Below are 16,687 nucleotides of genomic sequence, written 5' to 3' on the forward strand. Positions count from 1 at the left end.
ATAGATATGAGTTTGCATTTTAGTGTTCTCGCCAGCGGGAGTACGGGAAATGCGATCTATGTGGAGACGGAGGGCCAATCCTTTTTGGTGGATGCTGGATTGAGCGGCAAACAGATGGAGGCATTATTCAATCAAATTGGCCGCAATATGAAAGACCTCTCTGGTATATTAGTGACGCATGAACATAGCGATCATATAAAAGGCATAGGAATCGTTGCCCGTAAGTATAAGCTGCCAATCTATGCGAATGAAAAGACATGGAAAGCGATGGACGGCTTGATTGGGGAAGTCCCGCTAGAGCAGAAATTCTCTTTTGACATGGAAACCGTGAAAACCTTTGGCGGTCTGGATATTGAATCCTTCGGTGTCTCGCATGACGCGGCAGAGCCGATGTTCTACGTATTCCATAAAGACGGCAAAAAGCTGGTGCTCATCACGGACACTGGCTATGTCAGCGACCGGATGAAGGGGATCATCTCCAATGCTGATGCCTATGTGTTCGAAAGCAACCATGATGTCCAGATGCTGAGGATGGGAAGATATCCATGGAGCGTCAAGCGACGGATCCTGAGTGATTATGGTCATGTCTCGAATGAGGATGCAGCTGTCGCGATGAGTGAAGTCGCAGGGGATAAGACAAAACGGATTTATCTGGCTCATTTAAGCACGGATAACAACATGAAGGATCTTGCCAGGATGTCAGTAACCCAGACCCTGGAAGGCAAGGGCATATTAGTAGGAGAACAATTCGATTTGCTAGATACAGATCCGAAGACTGCAACCCCTTTGACAGCAATTTAATTTTTTTATGGCAATGAATGAATTAGGAAAGGAGTAAAGGCATCAGGTCAACCAGGTGCTTTTGCTCTTTTTTATTTTCCAGGTATATTGAGGGGCTTTTAATTTAGAAATTCCCATCACTGATAGTATAATAATCTATATAAAAATAACTAACGTATCTATTGGTCGATGAAAGAAAGGATTGGTGGACATTGGGTTATTATGATCAGGATTATCAAAGTCGGTATAAACCGCAAAACAGCAGGAAAGGCGGCTTTTTCTGGGCCAGCCTGGCAGGTGCAGTCATAGGTGCTTTATTGGTGATCTTCTCGATTCCTCTATTAGCTAACTTGGATGTGCTGCCATACAAAATAGAACCTCATAACCAAACAGCCGTAACTGACGAAGAGCCTGCTGAAGAAAGTGAAGAAGGCAATACTTCTAAAAAAAATGTATCCATTGATGTCTACTCGCAGATCACTGAAGCCGTCGACAAGGCGGGAGATGCCGTAGTGGGCATTACGAATATCCAGGAGAGCACGAGCTTCTGGGGGCAATCCCAGGAATCGGGCGGAACGGGATCTGGCGTAATTTATAAGAAAGAGGGCGGCAAAGCCTATATCGTCACAAACCATCATGTTGTGGCTGAAGCCTCTGCACTTGAGGTCAGTTTGAGCGACGAAACGAAAATACCTGCCAAGCTCTTAGGAAGCGATATCTGGACTGACCTGGCTGTATTGGAAGTCTCAGCCGATCAGATTAAGGTTGTTGCTGAATTCGGAAACTCTGACAACTTAAAACCAGGTGAACCGGTCATAGCAATTGGTAACCCACTCGGACTAACTTTTTCAGGATCTGTTACACAGGGAATCATCTCTGGTTTAGAACGGGCGATTCCAGTCGATATCAACCAGGACGGAACCCCCGATTGGCAAGCAGAAGTTTTACAGACCGATGCAGCAATTAACCCTGGCAACAGTGGAGGGGCTTTGATTAATATCGATGGCCAGGTGGTGGGCATTAATTCGATGAAGATTGCCCAAAGTGCGGTTGAAGGAATCGGTTTATCGATCCCAATCAATTATGCAGCTCCAATCATTGAGGATTTGGAGAAAACAGGGGAAGTACAGCGGCCATTCATGGGCGTGGAATTGGCCTCAGTCAATGAAATTTCATCTTACCACCAGCAGAATACTCTGAAGCTTCCTAAGGAAGTGAACTACGGTGTGGCAATCAGAGGTGTACAGCCAAATTCACCGGCTGCCCAGGCAGGATTGAAGGAGTATGATGTCATTATTGAAATGGATGGTGCGGAAATTCGTGACGTCGTTGACCTCCGCAAGCATCTTTACAATAAAAAGAAGGTTGGCGACGATATGCAGGTCAAGTACTATCGAAATGGCCAGCTGGAAGAAACAACAATGAAGCTGGGTGGAGAAACATTATAAGAGTTGTGGATAAGGACAGGAGGCGTAATGCTTCCTGTTTTTTTTATAAGTGTCTAGCTACAGCGCCTAGCCCCTCGAGACGCTTCGGTCCTGCCAATGAAGTCAAAGAACGACTTCACTGTCAGGCCCTCCAGCGCTTGTCGGGGCTGACCAAGGCGCTTGCGCTTTTCGTATGTTAAAATGGTCGTTGTGGATAAATTTTAAAGGGAAAATAAGCAAATAATAATCATATAAAAGGAAGCTGAAAGGATGAGTGTTATGAAGTATTGCTGCGGTGAACATGTAGAATTGGCGCTGGATGAAGCGGTTGATGAGTTTGAAACAGCACCTCAATTAACGAAATTAGAGTCTGTTGATAAGTCGGAGTTTGTCTGTGGATACTGTGGACAACCTGCTGTATATATTGTGGCGAACGAATGATCGCCTACTAAATGTGGATATCGATGTGAATATGTGGATAACTCCTGTTGATAAGTTGTTTGTAAACTGTTTGTAATCTGTTTGTAAAGTGGGGATGACTGTGAATATCTCAATCGTGACGGTTGGCAAATTAAAAGAAAAATACCTCAAGCAAGGGATTGAGGAGTACTTAAAACGTCTGGGAAGCTATGCAAAAGTGGAAGTTATCGAGGTGCCTGACGAAAAAGCGCCCGAGGAATTGAGTGGAACCGAAATGGTCCAGGTCAAGCAAAAAGAAGGCGAACGGATCCTTGCAAAAATTGGCCCTGACACCTATGTGATCGCCCTCGCCATTAACGGAAAGCTCAAGTCATCAGAAGAACTTGCCGACACACTCGATAAACTAGCCACATACGGAAAAAGCAAAATCGCTTTTGTTATTGGTGGATCACTGGGATTGAGTGATGAAGTTTTGAAGAGGGCAGATGAGCAGTTAAGCTTTTCAAAGATGACATTCCCTCACCAATTAATGCGATTGATCCTCGTTGAGCAAATTTACCGTGCTTACAGGATAAATCGTGGTGAACCGTACCATAAATAGAGGCAAAAAAATTTGAAGATAAGGAGGCATTTTTTCGTTTGAATCATGAAAAAAAGAGGGAGTTTCCTCTGTATCATCTGGTTCAAGATAAAGTGAGTGGATAAGTGTGAAAGTCTTGGACAGATTAACTTCGGAAAAGTCGAAATCTAGTTCAATTTTATCTACAGTTCGAGAACGAGAATCTGATTGCTTTACTGTCACTTTTTTAAGTAAAAGTTGAAAAAGATGCTTTTTCTTTTCTCTGGAAGACTGTTGAAATGCTTCAACATACTTTTCTAATAAATGCTTAATCAAGTCAGGTTTGATAACTTTTACGTCAGATGAACTTAGTTGAGTGCTAAGTTCATTTTTATTTTGTTCTAAGTCACTTTTTTGTTTAGACACCTTTTGTAATCGCTCTTGTAAGATAGTTAAAGGAAATAAGCTTTGCTCAAAGGCTTCCATATATTTTTCTTGCATGGCATCTGCTTCATCCAGTTGTACTTGAAGTAGCTCTAGTTGTTCTTTTATATCTTTGTTCGATTGAATGTTTTCCTTATTAATGTTATCAATGCTCTTAAGGAAGTGTTCTGAATCATGTAGGAACGAGGTTATACGATTTATGATTACATCTTCGGCCTCGTAAGCTTTAATTGAATTCGTTTTACAAGCAGCAGAACCTTTGTTGTGGAAATTGCCACATACATAGTAGCGATGCTTCCGTTTGCTTCCATCTTTAAGTGTATAAGTCGTTATAGATGGTACCATGCCTTGCTCGCAATCCGGACAGCGAAGAATACCGCTTAATAGGAATGGCTCATTAGATTGACGTTGTTTAAATGATTTACTTTGTCTCCTTGCTCGAACAAAAGTCCAAAGATCATGGGATATAATTGCTTCATGTTTTCCATCCACTAAAATAGGGTTGGGGTTTTTTCCGCGTCTTCGTTTTTTATCCCAGTTTTCAACTTGTAGCCAACGTATTTTTCCAATATAGATATGGTTATCCAATATGGTGGCAATACCATTTATAGAAAAATGTCGATTCCTTTTGGTGCGGTAACCTGCTTTGTTTAGATGGTTAGTTATAGCTTTAAGTCCCTTGCCATCAGCATACAATTGGAAAATATGCTTCACAATTTTAGCCTCATCAGGATTTATAACAAGCTCTTTCTCTACGGAGTCATATCCGAATACTACTCCTCCGTTCCAATTACCTTCTTTCGCTCTTTGTGTCATTCCGAGTTTAACATTTTCAGATAGGGTATTTCGCTCCATCTCAGCAATAGAAGCCATCAATTGAACAACTAATTTCCCAATTGGGGTCGATGTATCAAAGTTCTCTGAGTATGAGATGAATTTCACATCATACTCATCAAATTTTTCTAGTAATACAAGAGTATCCAACATATTTCGAGAAAGACGAGATATCTTCCAAACAAGGACAGCTTGAAATTTACCCTTATCAACGTCTAAATTAAGCTTTTGCAATGCAGGGCGGCCTTTAATGTTCTTACCACTAATACCTTCATCAACATACTCCTCTGCAATCTGCCAACCATATAACGAAGCATATTGACGCAAAGTGTGTAATTGTGCAGAAATACTATAGCCTTCACTTGCTTGCTCTTCTGTACTGACACGACAGTATATTGCAACACTTTTTATTTCATTCATTTTTATCCTCCTTTACCTGTTTATAAAAGTATTGGTATATAAGGAGTTAAAAATAACTGATTTTAAATTTATTTATCAATGAAGTAATAGGGTATATAGGCATATATATAAATTTTCTAAACTTTATAACATGTTAAGTAAATCCAACATCTAATTTACAATGGTGTAATCATTCCTTAAATAATACCCATTATCATATAATTATTAACTTATATAAAAGTCGAGGAGGATTATGATGTTAAGAGATCCTTGTAAAGAATATGGCTTTATTATTCAAATTATTAGAGAAGGATTAGGAATGTCGATAGAAGAATTAGCATTCCGTACGGAGACATCACCCAAATTTATACAAGACACTGAATCCAGCAAGGTATATCCGAGTGATAAATACATTGAATTGCTTTCTAATGCTTTGGATATTCCCTTTAATGAGCTAAAAGAGCGCATTTGGTGTGAAAAGCCCGATGAGTGCAATAACTAAACTTTGTCAGTAAATTCCCTACAAAAGATTAGGGGATTTACTGATATTTTTTTTGCCCTAAATATTTGATGATAGGAGTGTAGTAAATGTATTTAATCGATAAGGAGGTCAAGGAAATGGATTTTCACGCATATTGGGATTATCGTGTCGCGCTTGATTTATTTCTTGGCGGTGTTGGCATCGGGGTTTTCCTGCTTGCAGCCTATTTCAGTCTGGTATTCAAGGAGAAATCATTAAAGATCACTAGGTTAGGGTTTATTCTTGCGCCGGTATTAGTTGGATTGGGAGTGTTCGCGCTTCTCACTGAATTGGGTAAGCCATTCCGAATGCTGTCGACATTCATCAATGTCAATCCTACGTCCGTTACATCGTGGGGAGGTTTCCTTCAGACGATATTCATCTTGCTGTCTTTCGTGATTTTTTTGGTGGTATGGAAGTATAAACAAAATGCATATCAAATGGGAATTTTTAAAGGATTAGTAATTGCTGGTTCGGTATTCGCACTTGCTGTAGGGATATACCACGGACTTCTGCTTATGTCACTTGGAGTTGCGGGCTGGGCAAACGGCTTGATTCCAGTCATGTTCCTCGTTTCATCAATCCTATCAGGAAGCAGTGTCTTAATGGTTGTTGAAGCAGTTTTCATGAGATCAATCATCGGCAGGGGCAAAGAAGTATATTCAGAAACAGCTGTATCATCAGATGCTCAGAATTTCACATACTCAAAGCTGTTAGGTTCGTTAGCAGCCATCCAGGCATTGCTCATCCTTACCTGGAGAATCAGCCTTAACTCAGCTGGAACAGAAGCAATCATCGCTTATCAGAACTTAATCAGCCACTTTGGGGTGTACTGGTGGATCTTTGTCGTAGCGATCGGACTTGTGATCCCTCTTACGATTGCTGGCTATTCAACACTTAAAAAAATAAAAATGAGCTTCTATACAGCAATGATCTTTACGGTGGTTGTCTTGATCGGAAGCTATGCCTTCAAGCATATCATCCTATACTCAGGCCAGATTCCGCTGGCTGGATTGTAATCGATTTGAAAAAGGAGGTCTTTCAAAATGGGAATTTCACGTAGAGGTTTTATAAAAGCATCTGCAGTAACCGGAGCAACCGTTGCAGGTTTATCAACGAATAAACCAATGCTCACTGCATTTTCTGAAACAGACAAAAAAGAACAAAAAGCTGAAAGCGGAAAATGGCTGGCATCAACCTGTCAGGGATGTACATCATGGTGTCCAGTTCAAGTGTATGTCGAAAATGGCAGGGCGATCAAGGTAAGAGGAAATCCTAACTCCAAAGGAAACCACGGCAAAATCTGTCCAAGACCGCATCTGGCCATCCAACAGCTGTATGATCCAGATAGAGTCAAGGTTCCGATGAAACGTACCAATCCCAAAAAAGGGCGCCATGAAGATCCGAAGTTTGTGCCTATCAGTTGGGAAGAGGCAATTGATGCGGTTACCGATAAAATGATGGAACTGCGCAAGAGCCATGAAACACATAAATTTGCGCTATTCAGAGGGCGTTATACCGGCGCTGCTGACATTTTTTATAAAGCATTGCCGACCATTTTCGGGTCACCAAACAATATATCACATAGTGCGATATGTGCAGAGGCTGAGAAATTGGGACCTTATGTTACTGAAGCATACTGGGACTATCGTGATTATGATTTAGAGCACACAAGATATGTAATCATGTGGAGCACAGATCCAGTAGCATCGAATAGACAGGTGCCACACGCCATCAGCATGTTCGGAAAAGTACTGGATCAGGCAAAAGTTGCTGTCATCGATCCTCGTCTTTCCGCAACTGCTTCCAAGGCCGACGAGTGGCTGCCAGTCATTCCAGGTCAGGACGGAGCGTTGGTTTCAGCCATAGCCCACGTGATTTTAAAAGAAGGAATCTGGAATCGTGAATTTGTCGGTGATTTCAAGGACGGTGAAAACCTATTTGCAAAAGGGACAGCCGTTGATGAATCTTCCTTTGAAGAGAACAAGACGTACGGAATCGTTAAATGGTGGAATCTTGAACTAAAGGATCGCACACCAGAGTGGGCTGCTGAAATAGCTGGAGTACCGGCAGAACAGATTTACCGCGTTGCCAGGGATTTCGCTGAAGCAGCACCAAGAGCTATCTCGTGGCTTGCCCCTGGTTCAGCGATGCAGGTTCGCGGCGGCTATACGGCTATGGGAGCACATGCGTTGAATGCCCTCGTAGGATCTGTCGAGAATATCGGCGGTACGAACCGCGGGGAAAAAGTTCCTCTGCAAGATATTCCTGATTTGGATGGATATCTCGACGAAGTTGCCAAAAAAGGTAAAAAGCACGAGAAAATTGATCAGCGTGGCCGGATTCAGTTCCCTGCCTTCGCAAAAGGCGAACTGCACAAAGGGGTTGTCACGAATAATGTGGCGGACGGTATCCTGAATGAGGACCCTTACGATATCAAAATGGCAATTGGGTATTGGAATAACTTCGTCTTCTCATGTACTGGCGCACAGCGGTGGGAAAAAGCGATGGAAAAAATACCGTTTTATGTCCACATTACGGTTAACCCAGCGGAAATGACCCAGTATGCAGACATTGTTTTACCTGCCTGCCACCAGCTTTTTGAAAGATGGGGAGTTATAAAGAGCAAGCAAAACATGAATGCTTACGGTTCCATACAACAGCCAGTGGTCGAACCACTATGGGATTGCAAGGTCGATGAGACAGAAATTGGCTGGCTTATAGCAGAAAGCCTTGCAAAGAAGGGCTTCACCAATGTTTACGATTATTATAGAAATGAATTTGTCGATCCGGAAACAGGTAAGAAGGCAACGAATGAAAAAGAGTTCAATTTAGTTGCTACGAAGTTTTTATCAAAAAAACTCTGGCACCCATCCGAAGAGAAAAAGGGTGACCAAATCAGCACCTGGCAGGAATTTGTGGACGTGGGCGTATGGAACGCGAAACGAACACCTTATAAGAAGCACTGGGAAGAGGGTTTCGAAACGGCATCAACGAAATTCGAGTTTTACAGTGAAACATTGAAAGGCCTGTTAGATGAGCATGCGAAGGGCCATAACACAAACATCGATAAAGTGATGGAGTCAATGAAGTATGAGGCAAGAGGCGATCTTGCATTTGTACCTCATTATGAAGAACCAATTCGTTATGGGGACGAAAAAGAATTCCCGCTTATTTTCACAGAACACCGTTCACGCCTAAACCGGGAAGGCCGCTCAGCCAATACAACCTGGTACCAAGAATTCAAGGATGCGGATCCAGGCGATGAAAAGTGGGATGACGTAATCAAAATCAATCCAGTAGATTGCAAGAAATACGGAGTCAAGTCTGGTGACAGGGTAAAGGTGACATCAGTCCAGGGCTCCATCGAAGTAACGGTAAAAGAGTGGGAAGGTACACGTCCTGGAGTTGCGGTCAAATGTTATGGCCAGGGTCACTGGGCATATGGAAGGGTTGCAACAATGGATTACCAAAAGAAGATCGCCCGCGGAGGCAACAATAATGAAATCCTTCCGAGCGATTACGAACATTTAAGCGGTGCAACTGCCCGACATGGCGGCCTGGCTCGAATCAAAATCGAGAAAATATAATCTGCTGGAGGTGTGAAAAATGACTAAATACGGAATGGTAATAGATTTGCATAAATGTGTAGGCTGTTCTGGATGTTCGATCGCCTGCAAGAATGAGAATAACGTAGATACCGGAATGTTTTGGGCTCATTACTTCCATGAAACGAAGGGGAGCTTTCCAAACGTAAACTACAAATATGTCCCGACTCTCTGCAATCACTGTGAAGATGCAGCTTGTGTAAGGGTTTGCCCGACGCAGGCGATGTACAAGGATGAGAACGGACTGACACTCCATGACCCGGATAAGTGCATTGGCTGTAAAAGCTGTATGCAAGCTTGTCCATACGGAGTCATCAATTTCAATAAAAACAAACCTCATCGCCGCTGGGAAGAAACGGCAGCTGCCATCAAGGGCGGCACAGCGACCAGTAAAGAACTGCAAGAAAAAACTGGTCAGCAGCTGCCTTACTACAATGCGGATCGTGCCTTTACTTATGAAGGCATCAGAAGCAAGGGAATCGTTGAGAAATGTACTTTCTGTGATCATAGAATCAAAGATAATCTGAAACCATATTGTGTTGAATCCTGCCCGGCTGATGCGCGGACATTTGGGGATTTGGATGATCCGAACAGTGACATCAACAAGGTGCTGGCCCAGTACAGCAGCCAGGTATTGAAACCGGAAAAGGGCACGAAGCCAAGAGTATTCTATGTTCGGGGATAAAAGCAAAGGAGTGGTTTAGATGGTCACAATGCAGACTGATTCTTTGATTTCAAAGCGGGCAGAGATATACCGATTGCTATCACTGATGTATAAAGAACCTGCCGAAGATTTAAGTCTTTTCGTTCATCTTCTAAAAGAATCATTAAAGGAAACGGATGATGAAGAACTTTTGGGAATAAGTGATGAAATGAACGGCATATTCACGGATGAGAATCAGAGTCTTACAGATTACGAAATTGAATACGCCAGACTGTTTGTTGGACCATTTAAACTCCTGGCACCTCCTTACTCCTCTATATATTTAGAGGACAAGTGGGAGGTCATGGGGAGGTCCACCCAAACAATTGAATCGTTTTACCAGCGCGGCGGACTTTGTGTCCAGGCGATGCATTCAAAACCAGCAGATCATATCAGCATCCAGTTTGAGTTCATGTATTATCTGAATTTCAAACTGATTGAGACAGGCGATTTAGAGTATCTCGAACTGCAAAAAGAGTTCTTGTATCGGATCCTGACCCATTGGATCCCGAAATTCAATGCCGCTATCCAGGAACATGCTGAATTGGCAATCTATAAACATCTCGGCAATCTCACCGAAAGGTTTATCAAGCTGGATTATTCTTCGCTTTAAAAAGTGGATTGGAGGGACAGGACAATGTTATTAGTGGACCATCTTATGACAAAATGGCTTGAAGCAAAGCGGCTGAAGGTTGATCCGCAGCGCTGCGTGCGCACAAGGAACCGCTTCTCGACTTGCAGCAAATGCACTGATACTTGTCCTGTCTCTGCCATTTCTCTAGAAAATGGGCTCAGCGTGCTGGAGGATGCTTGCACAGAATGCATGAAATGCACATCCGTCTGTCCATCGGAAGCTCTATATGATGAGAAATACCTATCATACTTCAATGAAATGCCAAGCAGGGAGGTCATCTCCTTTTCTTGCGACCAAGACCGAAGCAATGAGTCACATATCAGGCTTTCATGTCTTGCTCAGCTTGACTCGGGCCTGCTGATGGACGCATTTCAAAAAAACAGCAGCCACGTGAACGTGCAGTTCCGCGAAGAAAGGTGCAAGCAGTGCAGCAAGTATGATGTTAATCTTATGACTTCAATTAAAGAAACGATTCATAAATTCAACAGCATGCGCACTCATGAAGTCGAGGTTACTTTTAACAACAAAAGCCAAAGCGATAAAATGGAAAGAAGCTATACCCGCAGGGACCTGATCACTTTTTTCTCGAAAAAGGTGACGAATACGGTTGTTTCGCCGCTAATTCCAGAAGATGAGGAAATAGAAAATTTGAGGGTTTCTCTAAAAAAAGGCCCAATGGCCACGGTCTATCATCGTATTCTCGATAAAAATAAGAACGATTTGCGTTCCTATCAAACTTCTGACAACCTTAAGACCATGCAGCTTGCATTTACTGAAACATGCAATGGCTGTGGAGCATGTTCCCGAGTTTGTGCAACAGGTGCTTTGAAATTTACTGATGATGATGAAACCGTCAAGGCTATGTTTCAGCCGATGCTCTGCAATGGCTGTGAGTCATGTATCGATCTGTGCAGGATAAAAGGACTGGTAAGACTCGACGACGAAATAGATCTAAAACAATTCCTCGAGAATCAGGAGCAGACCATATTTTATCGAAAATATAAGGGCTGCGGCCAATGTGGAGAGCTGCATTTGAGTTCCTCGGTATACTGTGAAGATTGTGAAGGAAACATTACTGTATAAAGGATGTGAGTAAAATGCTTTCGAATATCGGTATCCCCGGATTGATTATCATCCTCGTACTGGCGCTGATGATTTTTGGACCGAAAAAATTGCCAGAAATCGGCAGGGCCGTCGGCAACACGTTAAAGGAATTCAAGAAAGCGACGAAAGAACTGGCAGCAGATGAAATAGAAGAAGTGAAAAAAGAAGCTAAAACTGATCATGCATAAACTCCGGCAGCGCCATAATTTGGGGCTGTTTTTTTGTCTATTTTGTGTTGTTTTCATAGGAAGCCTCTTTTTACAAGGTAGCCACGATATAATTTATACGAACGTATCCAACGCGATTGATGGAGGTTAAAAACATGGTAATCAGGGCTTATATGATTCCTATTTTATTTATATTGGTGATCAGCGGCTGCCAGCAGGGAGTCGAGCAAGCCAACATCACTCTATACACTAATAAAGCAGAAGCCTCTCCATCCAAAGAAATCGATCCCCACCAGGAAAAAATCACTGTTGCGCTTGCATCGGTCATATCTCCTAAAGCTTCCCTATCAAAATATGATTATTTACTAGAGTACATCGAATCCCAAATCGGTGAGAAGGTTGAGATTGTTCAGCGGCAGACCTATCAGGAAGTGGATAGCATGCTGAGGAGGGGGGAAGTGGATTTCGCCTTTATATGCTCCCTGTCTTATGTCATCGGCTTGGAAAAAGGATATCTCGAGGATGTAGCGGCTCCGGTTGTGAATGGGAGACCTATTTATCAGTCCTACACGATTGTCAATCAGAACAGTCCCTATCAGAACTTGGATGATTTGAAGGGCAAGAGATTTGCTTATACAGACCCATACTCTTATACAGGCAGATTGAGTATGTTAAGCCAATTGGATAAGAAGGGAGAAACCTCAGAACATTTCTTTGGTAAAACTTATTTTACCTATAGCCATGACTACTCGGCAAAGGCGGTTGAATTGGGGATTGTTGATGGTGCAACCGTGGATGGTGCCATGTTTGACCAAATGCTGGCAACAGAACCTGAATTGAGTGCGCACATCAGGGTCATCGGAACGGGAGATGAAGCAGGTACACCGCCAGTGGTGGCCTCAAAAAAAGTCGATCCCAAAAAAGTTGAAACTTTTTCTGAGATATTATTCAATTTGACAAAACACCCCGAGGGCAGGCAATTGTTGAAGGAATTGGGTGTCGATCGGTATGTCCCAATCAATCAGCAGGACTATCAAGTAATCAGACAGGATTTATATCTGTTGGGTGAAAGCCTATGAAAAAGCTGAAGCAAAGGTTAATCGATTTTTTATCGAGTGTTTCAATTGAGCTTAAAATCTATGGAATGGTCTTGATTGTCGTCCTGATGGTGACAGTCATCAGTTTGATTGTCGTACGGATTTCAATATCCAATACACTGACAATGCAAATTGAAGACCGTGCCAAATCGATCAGCAGCGATATTGCCTCCAGAAGTGTAGATCCTCTGCTTACACACAATATTTTCGCATTGCAGAGTCTTATTAATGACACAATGAAAAGCTATGAAGATATTGAATATATCTTCGTTCTGAATAAAGACGGAGAAGTGGTTGTCCACTCGAAAGAAAAAGGTTATATCAGCCAGGATTTAATAAAAGCAAATCAAGTGAAGTCTGAAGGTTCCATGCTTGAGACCAGCAGTAAGAAGCTTTCTACTGACAAGGGTGTTATTCTGGATTCCGCCTCACCGATCTTTCCTGATTTAGGCGGCACTGTTAGGGCGGGGTTGACTGAACAATCTCTCGAAGAGGCGCTAATGAAGGTAACAAACCAGATGATTTTCACGATGATTGGAGTCATGTTACTATCTGGGATCATTGTCTTTGGACTGACCAGGATACTGACGATCCCGATTTCGAACCTTGTCCATTTGACCAATAAGGTCTATTCGGGAATCCTCACAGAAAGGATTCGCACCTATCCGAAAGATGAGATCGGAAAATTGACTGCTTCATTCAACAAAATGCTAGATTCTCTGCAGAAATCGGAAAGGGATAAAGAAGTATATATCGAAAAAATAAAAAATCGAAACAAAGAGCTCACCCTTTTGAATAGTTTATCCCAGAACCTCAAAGAGCACGTCCAGCTAGAGGAAACGCTTCAGTCATTTGTTCAGCAGTTGGTCCAGGAGCTCGATCTGAAAAGTGCCTTCATCGAAATTGACTGGAAGGAAACAAAGGAGAGGTACTTTAATCATTCCTCATCATGTGCAATTCGTTGCACCCACTTCAACTCAGACCTTTATACATGCAGCAGGTCGGAGAAGGAAGTATACGCCTTCCAGCTGAAAACGGGGAAAGGAAATGACATCGGAAAAATCATCATCTGCAGCACTTCAAGGCTGGATGAAACATTTCTTAAAATTCTTACCTCACTGGCTTCTCAGCTTTCTGTAGCAATTGAGAACTTGGAGCTATGGAAAGAGGTCAAGAAAAAAGAAGAAATCCGCCTTATGTTATTGGAAAAAATCATTCATGTACAAGAAGATGAGCGAAAGAGAATCGCAAGGGAGCTTCATGATGAAACGAGTCACTCCCTGTCTTCAATGCTGGTGGAATTGAAGCTGTTGGAAGAAGGCGATGAAAGGCAAAAACAAAGAAGTATTGAAACTTTAAGGTCGTTCGTTCGGCAAACGATTGAAGAAGTCCATCATATGGCGTGGCAGCTCAGGCCGAGCATTCTTGATAAATTTGGGCTTAAGGTAGCAATTGAACGATATGTAGAGGAATTCAGGAAATCAACGAATATCGATACCGACCTGGTGATTAACGGTACCTTTAAATCCTTGAATCCGGGACTGGAAACTGCGATTTTCAGGCTTGTACAGGAATCGCTTACCAATATCACCAAATACGCAAAAGCAGAAAACGTCAGCATTATTGTCCTTTCATCTGGCCAGCAGGTTTCGGTGGTCATTGAAGATGATGGTGTGGGTTTTGAAATGCAATCTGTGCTGGGAAATGACCCTTCTAAAGAACACCTTGGTCTGCTTGGGATGCATGAAAGGATTGCACTTTTGAATGGGACCCTTCATATTGAATCTGCAATTGGCGAGGGAACGACGATTTTAGCAAAAGTTCCTCTCTTATCGGATAGGAGTGAAGTCAATGTCAGCTAAATTATTCATAGTCGATGACCATCCTGTGTTTCGCGCAGGCTTGAAAACGATCCTGACAAGTGAAAGTGACTTCGAAATTATCGGAGAGGCTCAGTCCGGGGAAGAAGCTTTGCGAAAACTGATTGATATGGAGCCTGATATCATTGTCATGGATATCAGCATGCCGGGCAAAGACGGGATTGAAACAACGAAAGAAATCCGGAAATCAAACAGTAATGTTAAAATTCTGCTATTGACGATGTTTTCTGATGAAGCCTATCTGAAGGAAGGGCTGGCAGCCGGTGCCCAGGGCTATGTTTTAAAAAGAGCGGTTGATACAGAACTGATCAACGCAATCAGAATCGTGTTAAGCGGGGAGCATTATATTTATCCCACCCTGATTCCTTATCTCTATAAGCAGACGGATGAGAAAGTCGAAGGGTCAGAATTGGATAAACCTCATCTTAGCCAGCGTGAAACTGAGGTATTGAAGCTAATTGCCCTGGGCTATACGCAAAGGGAAATCAGTGAGGAATTGTTCGTATCCATCAAAACGGTGGAAACTTATAAAACGAGGATCATGGAGAAGATTGGGGCAACGAAAAGATCCGGGCTTGTTAAATATGCGATAAAGCATAATTTGATTTCATATGATTAAGTCTTCAAGCCGGCAGTGGAAATGTCGCTGCCGGCTTTTAAATGTCATAAAGTGTTAATAAATAAAACTACAAAACTAGAAAAGTAGTTGTATAATGAAAAGTGGGAGGTGCATTTAATGACTTGCAGAACAGGATGGGAAATAAAATCGTCAGGCGCAATGCAAGGAATCATTTCCAAGGCAGATGAAGAATTTCCGCTTTTCAGTGCAGGAGAAGAGCTCGAAATCACGGCAGCATTTTTCAAGGCGCTTGGAGATGAGACGCGACTTAAAATCATGGTTTTGTTATGGGTTGAGGATTTATGCATGTGCGAAATTGTCGATGGTCTGTCAGGAGCTACATCGACAGTCAGCCACCATTTAAAGATCATGGAAAAAGGGAAGCTCATCAAATCAAGAAGAGAAGGTAAGTTCACTGTCTACAGTCTGGATAAAGAAAGACTGGCACCTCTGATTCCGTATATAAAGAAGGCGATCTAAATGTTTAATGAATTGGCCAATTGGTTGGTCGTAGATGTCATGAACATGGAGCTGTCCTCAAGACTTGGCGGGGCACTGCATTTTTTCATATATGACACGACGAAAATCTTGTTTTTGCTCGCGGTGATGATATTCGCGATTTCATTCGTCAGGAGCTTTTTCCCGCCTGAAAAAGTAAAGGAATGGCTTGAAGGAAGAAGGAAAGGCGCTGCCAGTGTCATGGCTGCTTTTCTCGGAGTGCTATCGCCGTTCTGCTCCTGTTCGACGGTACCTTTATTTATCGGCTTTGTCGAAGCAGGAATCCCTTTAGGCATCACATTTACGTTCCTGATTTCATCGCCAATCGTCAATGAAATCTCGCTGGTCATGCTGTTTTCCATTTTCGGCTGGAAAGTAGCATTGATCTATGTCCTTGCAGGTATGACTCTGGCAATTGTTGCGGGTGCCATCATTGGCAAGCTGAAAATGGAAAAGCAAGTGGAGTCATATGTTTATGAAATCGCGGCTGGCGAGGAACGGATTCATATGCCTGAGGGCGATAACAAAACATTTGCCGAAAAAATCAAAGCAGTGTTCACTCGGGAGGAGCTTAAGGAAAGAACGACTTTCGCTGCCCGGAATGTAGTGGAAACGATACAGAAAATTTGGCTGTATCTCTTGATCGGGATTGGGATCGGGGCGTTCATCCACGGATATGCCCCGCAAGATTTGCTAGTCAAATATGCTGGAGAAGGCAATTTCTTCGCGGTTCCGATTGCGACGATTTTAGGCGTGCCGCTTTACTCAAATGCCGTCGGTTCTCTGCCTATTGTCGAAGCATTGTTAAATAAAGGTGTAGGAGCAGGAACAGCGCTTGCCTTTATGATGGCGATCACCGCCCTGTCCCTGCCGGAAATGATTTTGCTCAGGAAGGTTATCAAACCAAAGCTGATTGCTGTATTCGTCGGCGTTGTCGCGACAGGAATCATCCTGATTGGCTATGGTTTTAACGCAATTCTATAATTATGAGGAG

Annotated in this window: 17 protein-coding genes; 16 read left to right on the top strand and 1 reads right to left on the bottom strand. The window is 42.7% G+C overall.

Annotated elements, in window-relative coordinates; all coding sequences use genetic code 11:
* The first annotated feature begins 6 nt into the window (after window positions 1-6).
* The 4 genes from AB5I83_RS06915 (at window position 7) to rlmH (ending at window position 3,228) form a co-directional block, all read left to right on the top strand.
* A complete protein-coding gene (locus AB5I83_RS06915; RefSeq protein ID WP_448973993.1) occupies window positions 7-801 on the top strand; it encodes an MBL fold metallo-hydrolase in 795 nt (264 codons plus the stop codon).
* A gap of 191 nt (window positions 802-992) precedes the next feature.
* Window positions 993-2,228, top strand: a complete 1,236-nt coding sequence (locus AB5I83_RS06920; protein WP_448973995.1) for a S1C family serine protease — start codon at window positions 993-995, stop codon at window positions 2,226-2,228.
* 249 nt (window positions 2,229-2,477) lie between these two features.
* A complete protein-coding gene (locus AB5I83_RS06925) occupies window positions 2,478-2,648 on the top strand; it encodes a CxxH/CxxC protein (RefSeq protein ID WP_448973997.1) in 171 nt (56 codons plus the stop codon).
* A 100-nt stretch (window positions 2,649-2,748) separates the two neighbouring features.
* A complete protein-coding gene (rlmH, locus tag AB5I83_RS06930) occupies window positions 2,749-3,228 on the top strand; it encodes a 23S rRNA (pseudouridine(1915)-N(3))-methyltransferase RlmH (RefSeq protein ID WP_448973999.1) in 480 nt (159 codons plus the stop codon).
* On the opposite strand, the gene AB5I83_RS06935 is transcribed toward rlmH, so the two are convergent.
* On the bottom strand, window positions 3,154-4,884 hold the full coding sequence (locus AB5I83_RS06935) for a recombinase family protein (protein WP_448974001.1): 1,731 nt from the start codon (window positions 4,882-4,884) through the stop codon (window positions 3,154-3,156). The genes rlmH and AB5I83_RS06935 overlap by 75 nt on opposite strands.
* A 232-nt stretch (window positions 4,885-5,116) precedes the next feature.
* Here AB5I83_RS06935 and AB5I83_RS06940 point away from each other — a divergent pair, with 232 nt between their 5' ends.
* From AB5I83_RS06940 to AB5I83_RS06995, 12 genes are all read left to right on the top strand, one after another.
* Entirely contained in the window at window positions 5,117-5,365 is a 249-nt protein-coding gene (locus tag AB5I83_RS06940; RefSeq protein WP_448974003.1) for a helix-turn-helix domain-containing protein, read from the top strand.
* 86 nt (window positions 5,366-5,451) lie between these two features.
* The gene (nrfD, locus tag AB5I83_RS06945; RefSeq protein ID WP_448974005.1) at window positions 5,452-6,402 is read left to right on the top strand and encodes an NrfD/PsrC family molybdoenzyme membrane anchor subunit; all 951 of its coding nucleotides are present in this window, start codon (window positions 5,452-5,454) and stop codon (window positions 6,400-6,402) included.
* A gap of 27 nt (window positions 6,403-6,429) precedes the next feature.
* Window positions 6,430-8,973, top strand: a complete 2,544-nt coding sequence (locus tag AB5I83_RS06950; protein ID WP_448974007.1) for a molybdopterin-dependent oxidoreductase — start codon at window positions 6,430-6,432, stop codon at window positions 8,971-8,973.
* Between the two features lie 19 nt (window positions 8,974-8,992).
* Window positions 8,993-9,676 carry a 4Fe-4S dicluster domain-containing protein gene (locus AB5I83_RS06955; RefSeq protein ID WP_214905272.1) on the top strand — a complete coding sequence of 228 codons (684 nt, stop codon included), beginning with the start codon at window positions 8,993-8,995 and terminating at the stop codon, window positions 9,674-9,676.
* A 19-nt stretch (window positions 9,677-9,695) separates the two neighbouring features.
* Window positions 9,696-10,307: a TorD/DmsD family molecular chaperone gene (locus AB5I83_RS06960; RefSeq protein WP_448974009.1), complete on the top strand. Its 612-nt coding sequence runs from the start codon at window positions 9,696-9,698 to the stop codon at window positions 10,305-10,307.
* Between the two features lie 24 nt (window positions 10,308-10,331).
* Complete coding sequence (locus AB5I83_RS06965; RefSeq protein ID WP_448974011.1) at window positions 10,332-11,411, top strand: 4Fe-4S dicluster domain-containing protein; 1,080 nt, start codon at window positions 10,332-10,334, stop codon at window positions 11,409-11,411.
* A 14-nt stretch (window positions 11,412-11,425) separates the two neighbouring features.
* The gene (locus AB5I83_RS06970) at window positions 11,426-11,620 is read left to right on the top strand and encodes a twin-arginine translocase TatA/TatE family subunit (RefSeq protein WP_023625864.1); all 195 of its coding nucleotides are present in this window, start codon (window positions 11,426-11,428) and stop codon (window positions 11,618-11,620) included.
* 134 nt (window positions 11,621-11,754) lie between these two features.
* Complete coding sequence (locus AB5I83_RS06975) at window positions 11,755-12,678, top strand: substrate-binding domain-containing protein (RefSeq protein WP_448974014.1); 924 nt, start codon at window positions 11,755-11,757, stop codon at window positions 12,676-12,678.
* Window positions 12,675-14,558, top strand: coding sequence for a histidine kinase (locus AB5I83_RS06980; RefSeq protein ID WP_448974016.1), 1,884 nt, complete (start codon window positions 12,675-12,677; stop codon window positions 14,556-14,558). Before AB5I83_RS06975 ends, AB5I83_RS06980 begins: the two co-directional genes overlap by 4 nt.
* The gene (locus tag AB5I83_RS06985; RefSeq protein WP_448974018.1) at window positions 14,548-15,195 is read left to right on the top strand and encodes a response regulator transcription factor; all 648 of its coding nucleotides are present in this window, start codon (window positions 14,548-14,550) and stop codon (window positions 15,193-15,195) included. Before AB5I83_RS06980 ends, AB5I83_RS06985 begins: the two co-directional genes overlap by 11 nt.
* 117 nt (window positions 15,196-15,312) lie before the next feature.
* Window positions 15,313-15,675 carry an ArsR/SmtB family transcription factor gene (locus AB5I83_RS06990; RefSeq protein ID WP_448974021.1) on the top strand — a complete coding sequence of 121 codons (363 nt, stop codon included), beginning with the start codon at window positions 15,313-15,315 and terminating at the stop codon, window positions 15,673-15,675.
* Window positions 15,676-16,677: a permease gene (locus AB5I83_RS06995; protein ID WP_448974023.1), complete on the top strand. Its 1,002-nt coding sequence runs from the start codon at window positions 15,676-15,678 to the stop codon at window positions 16,675-16,677.
* Window positions 16,678-16,687 lie beyond the last annotated feature (10 nt).

This window comes from Mesobacillus sp. LC4 (genome assembly GCF_053543455.1).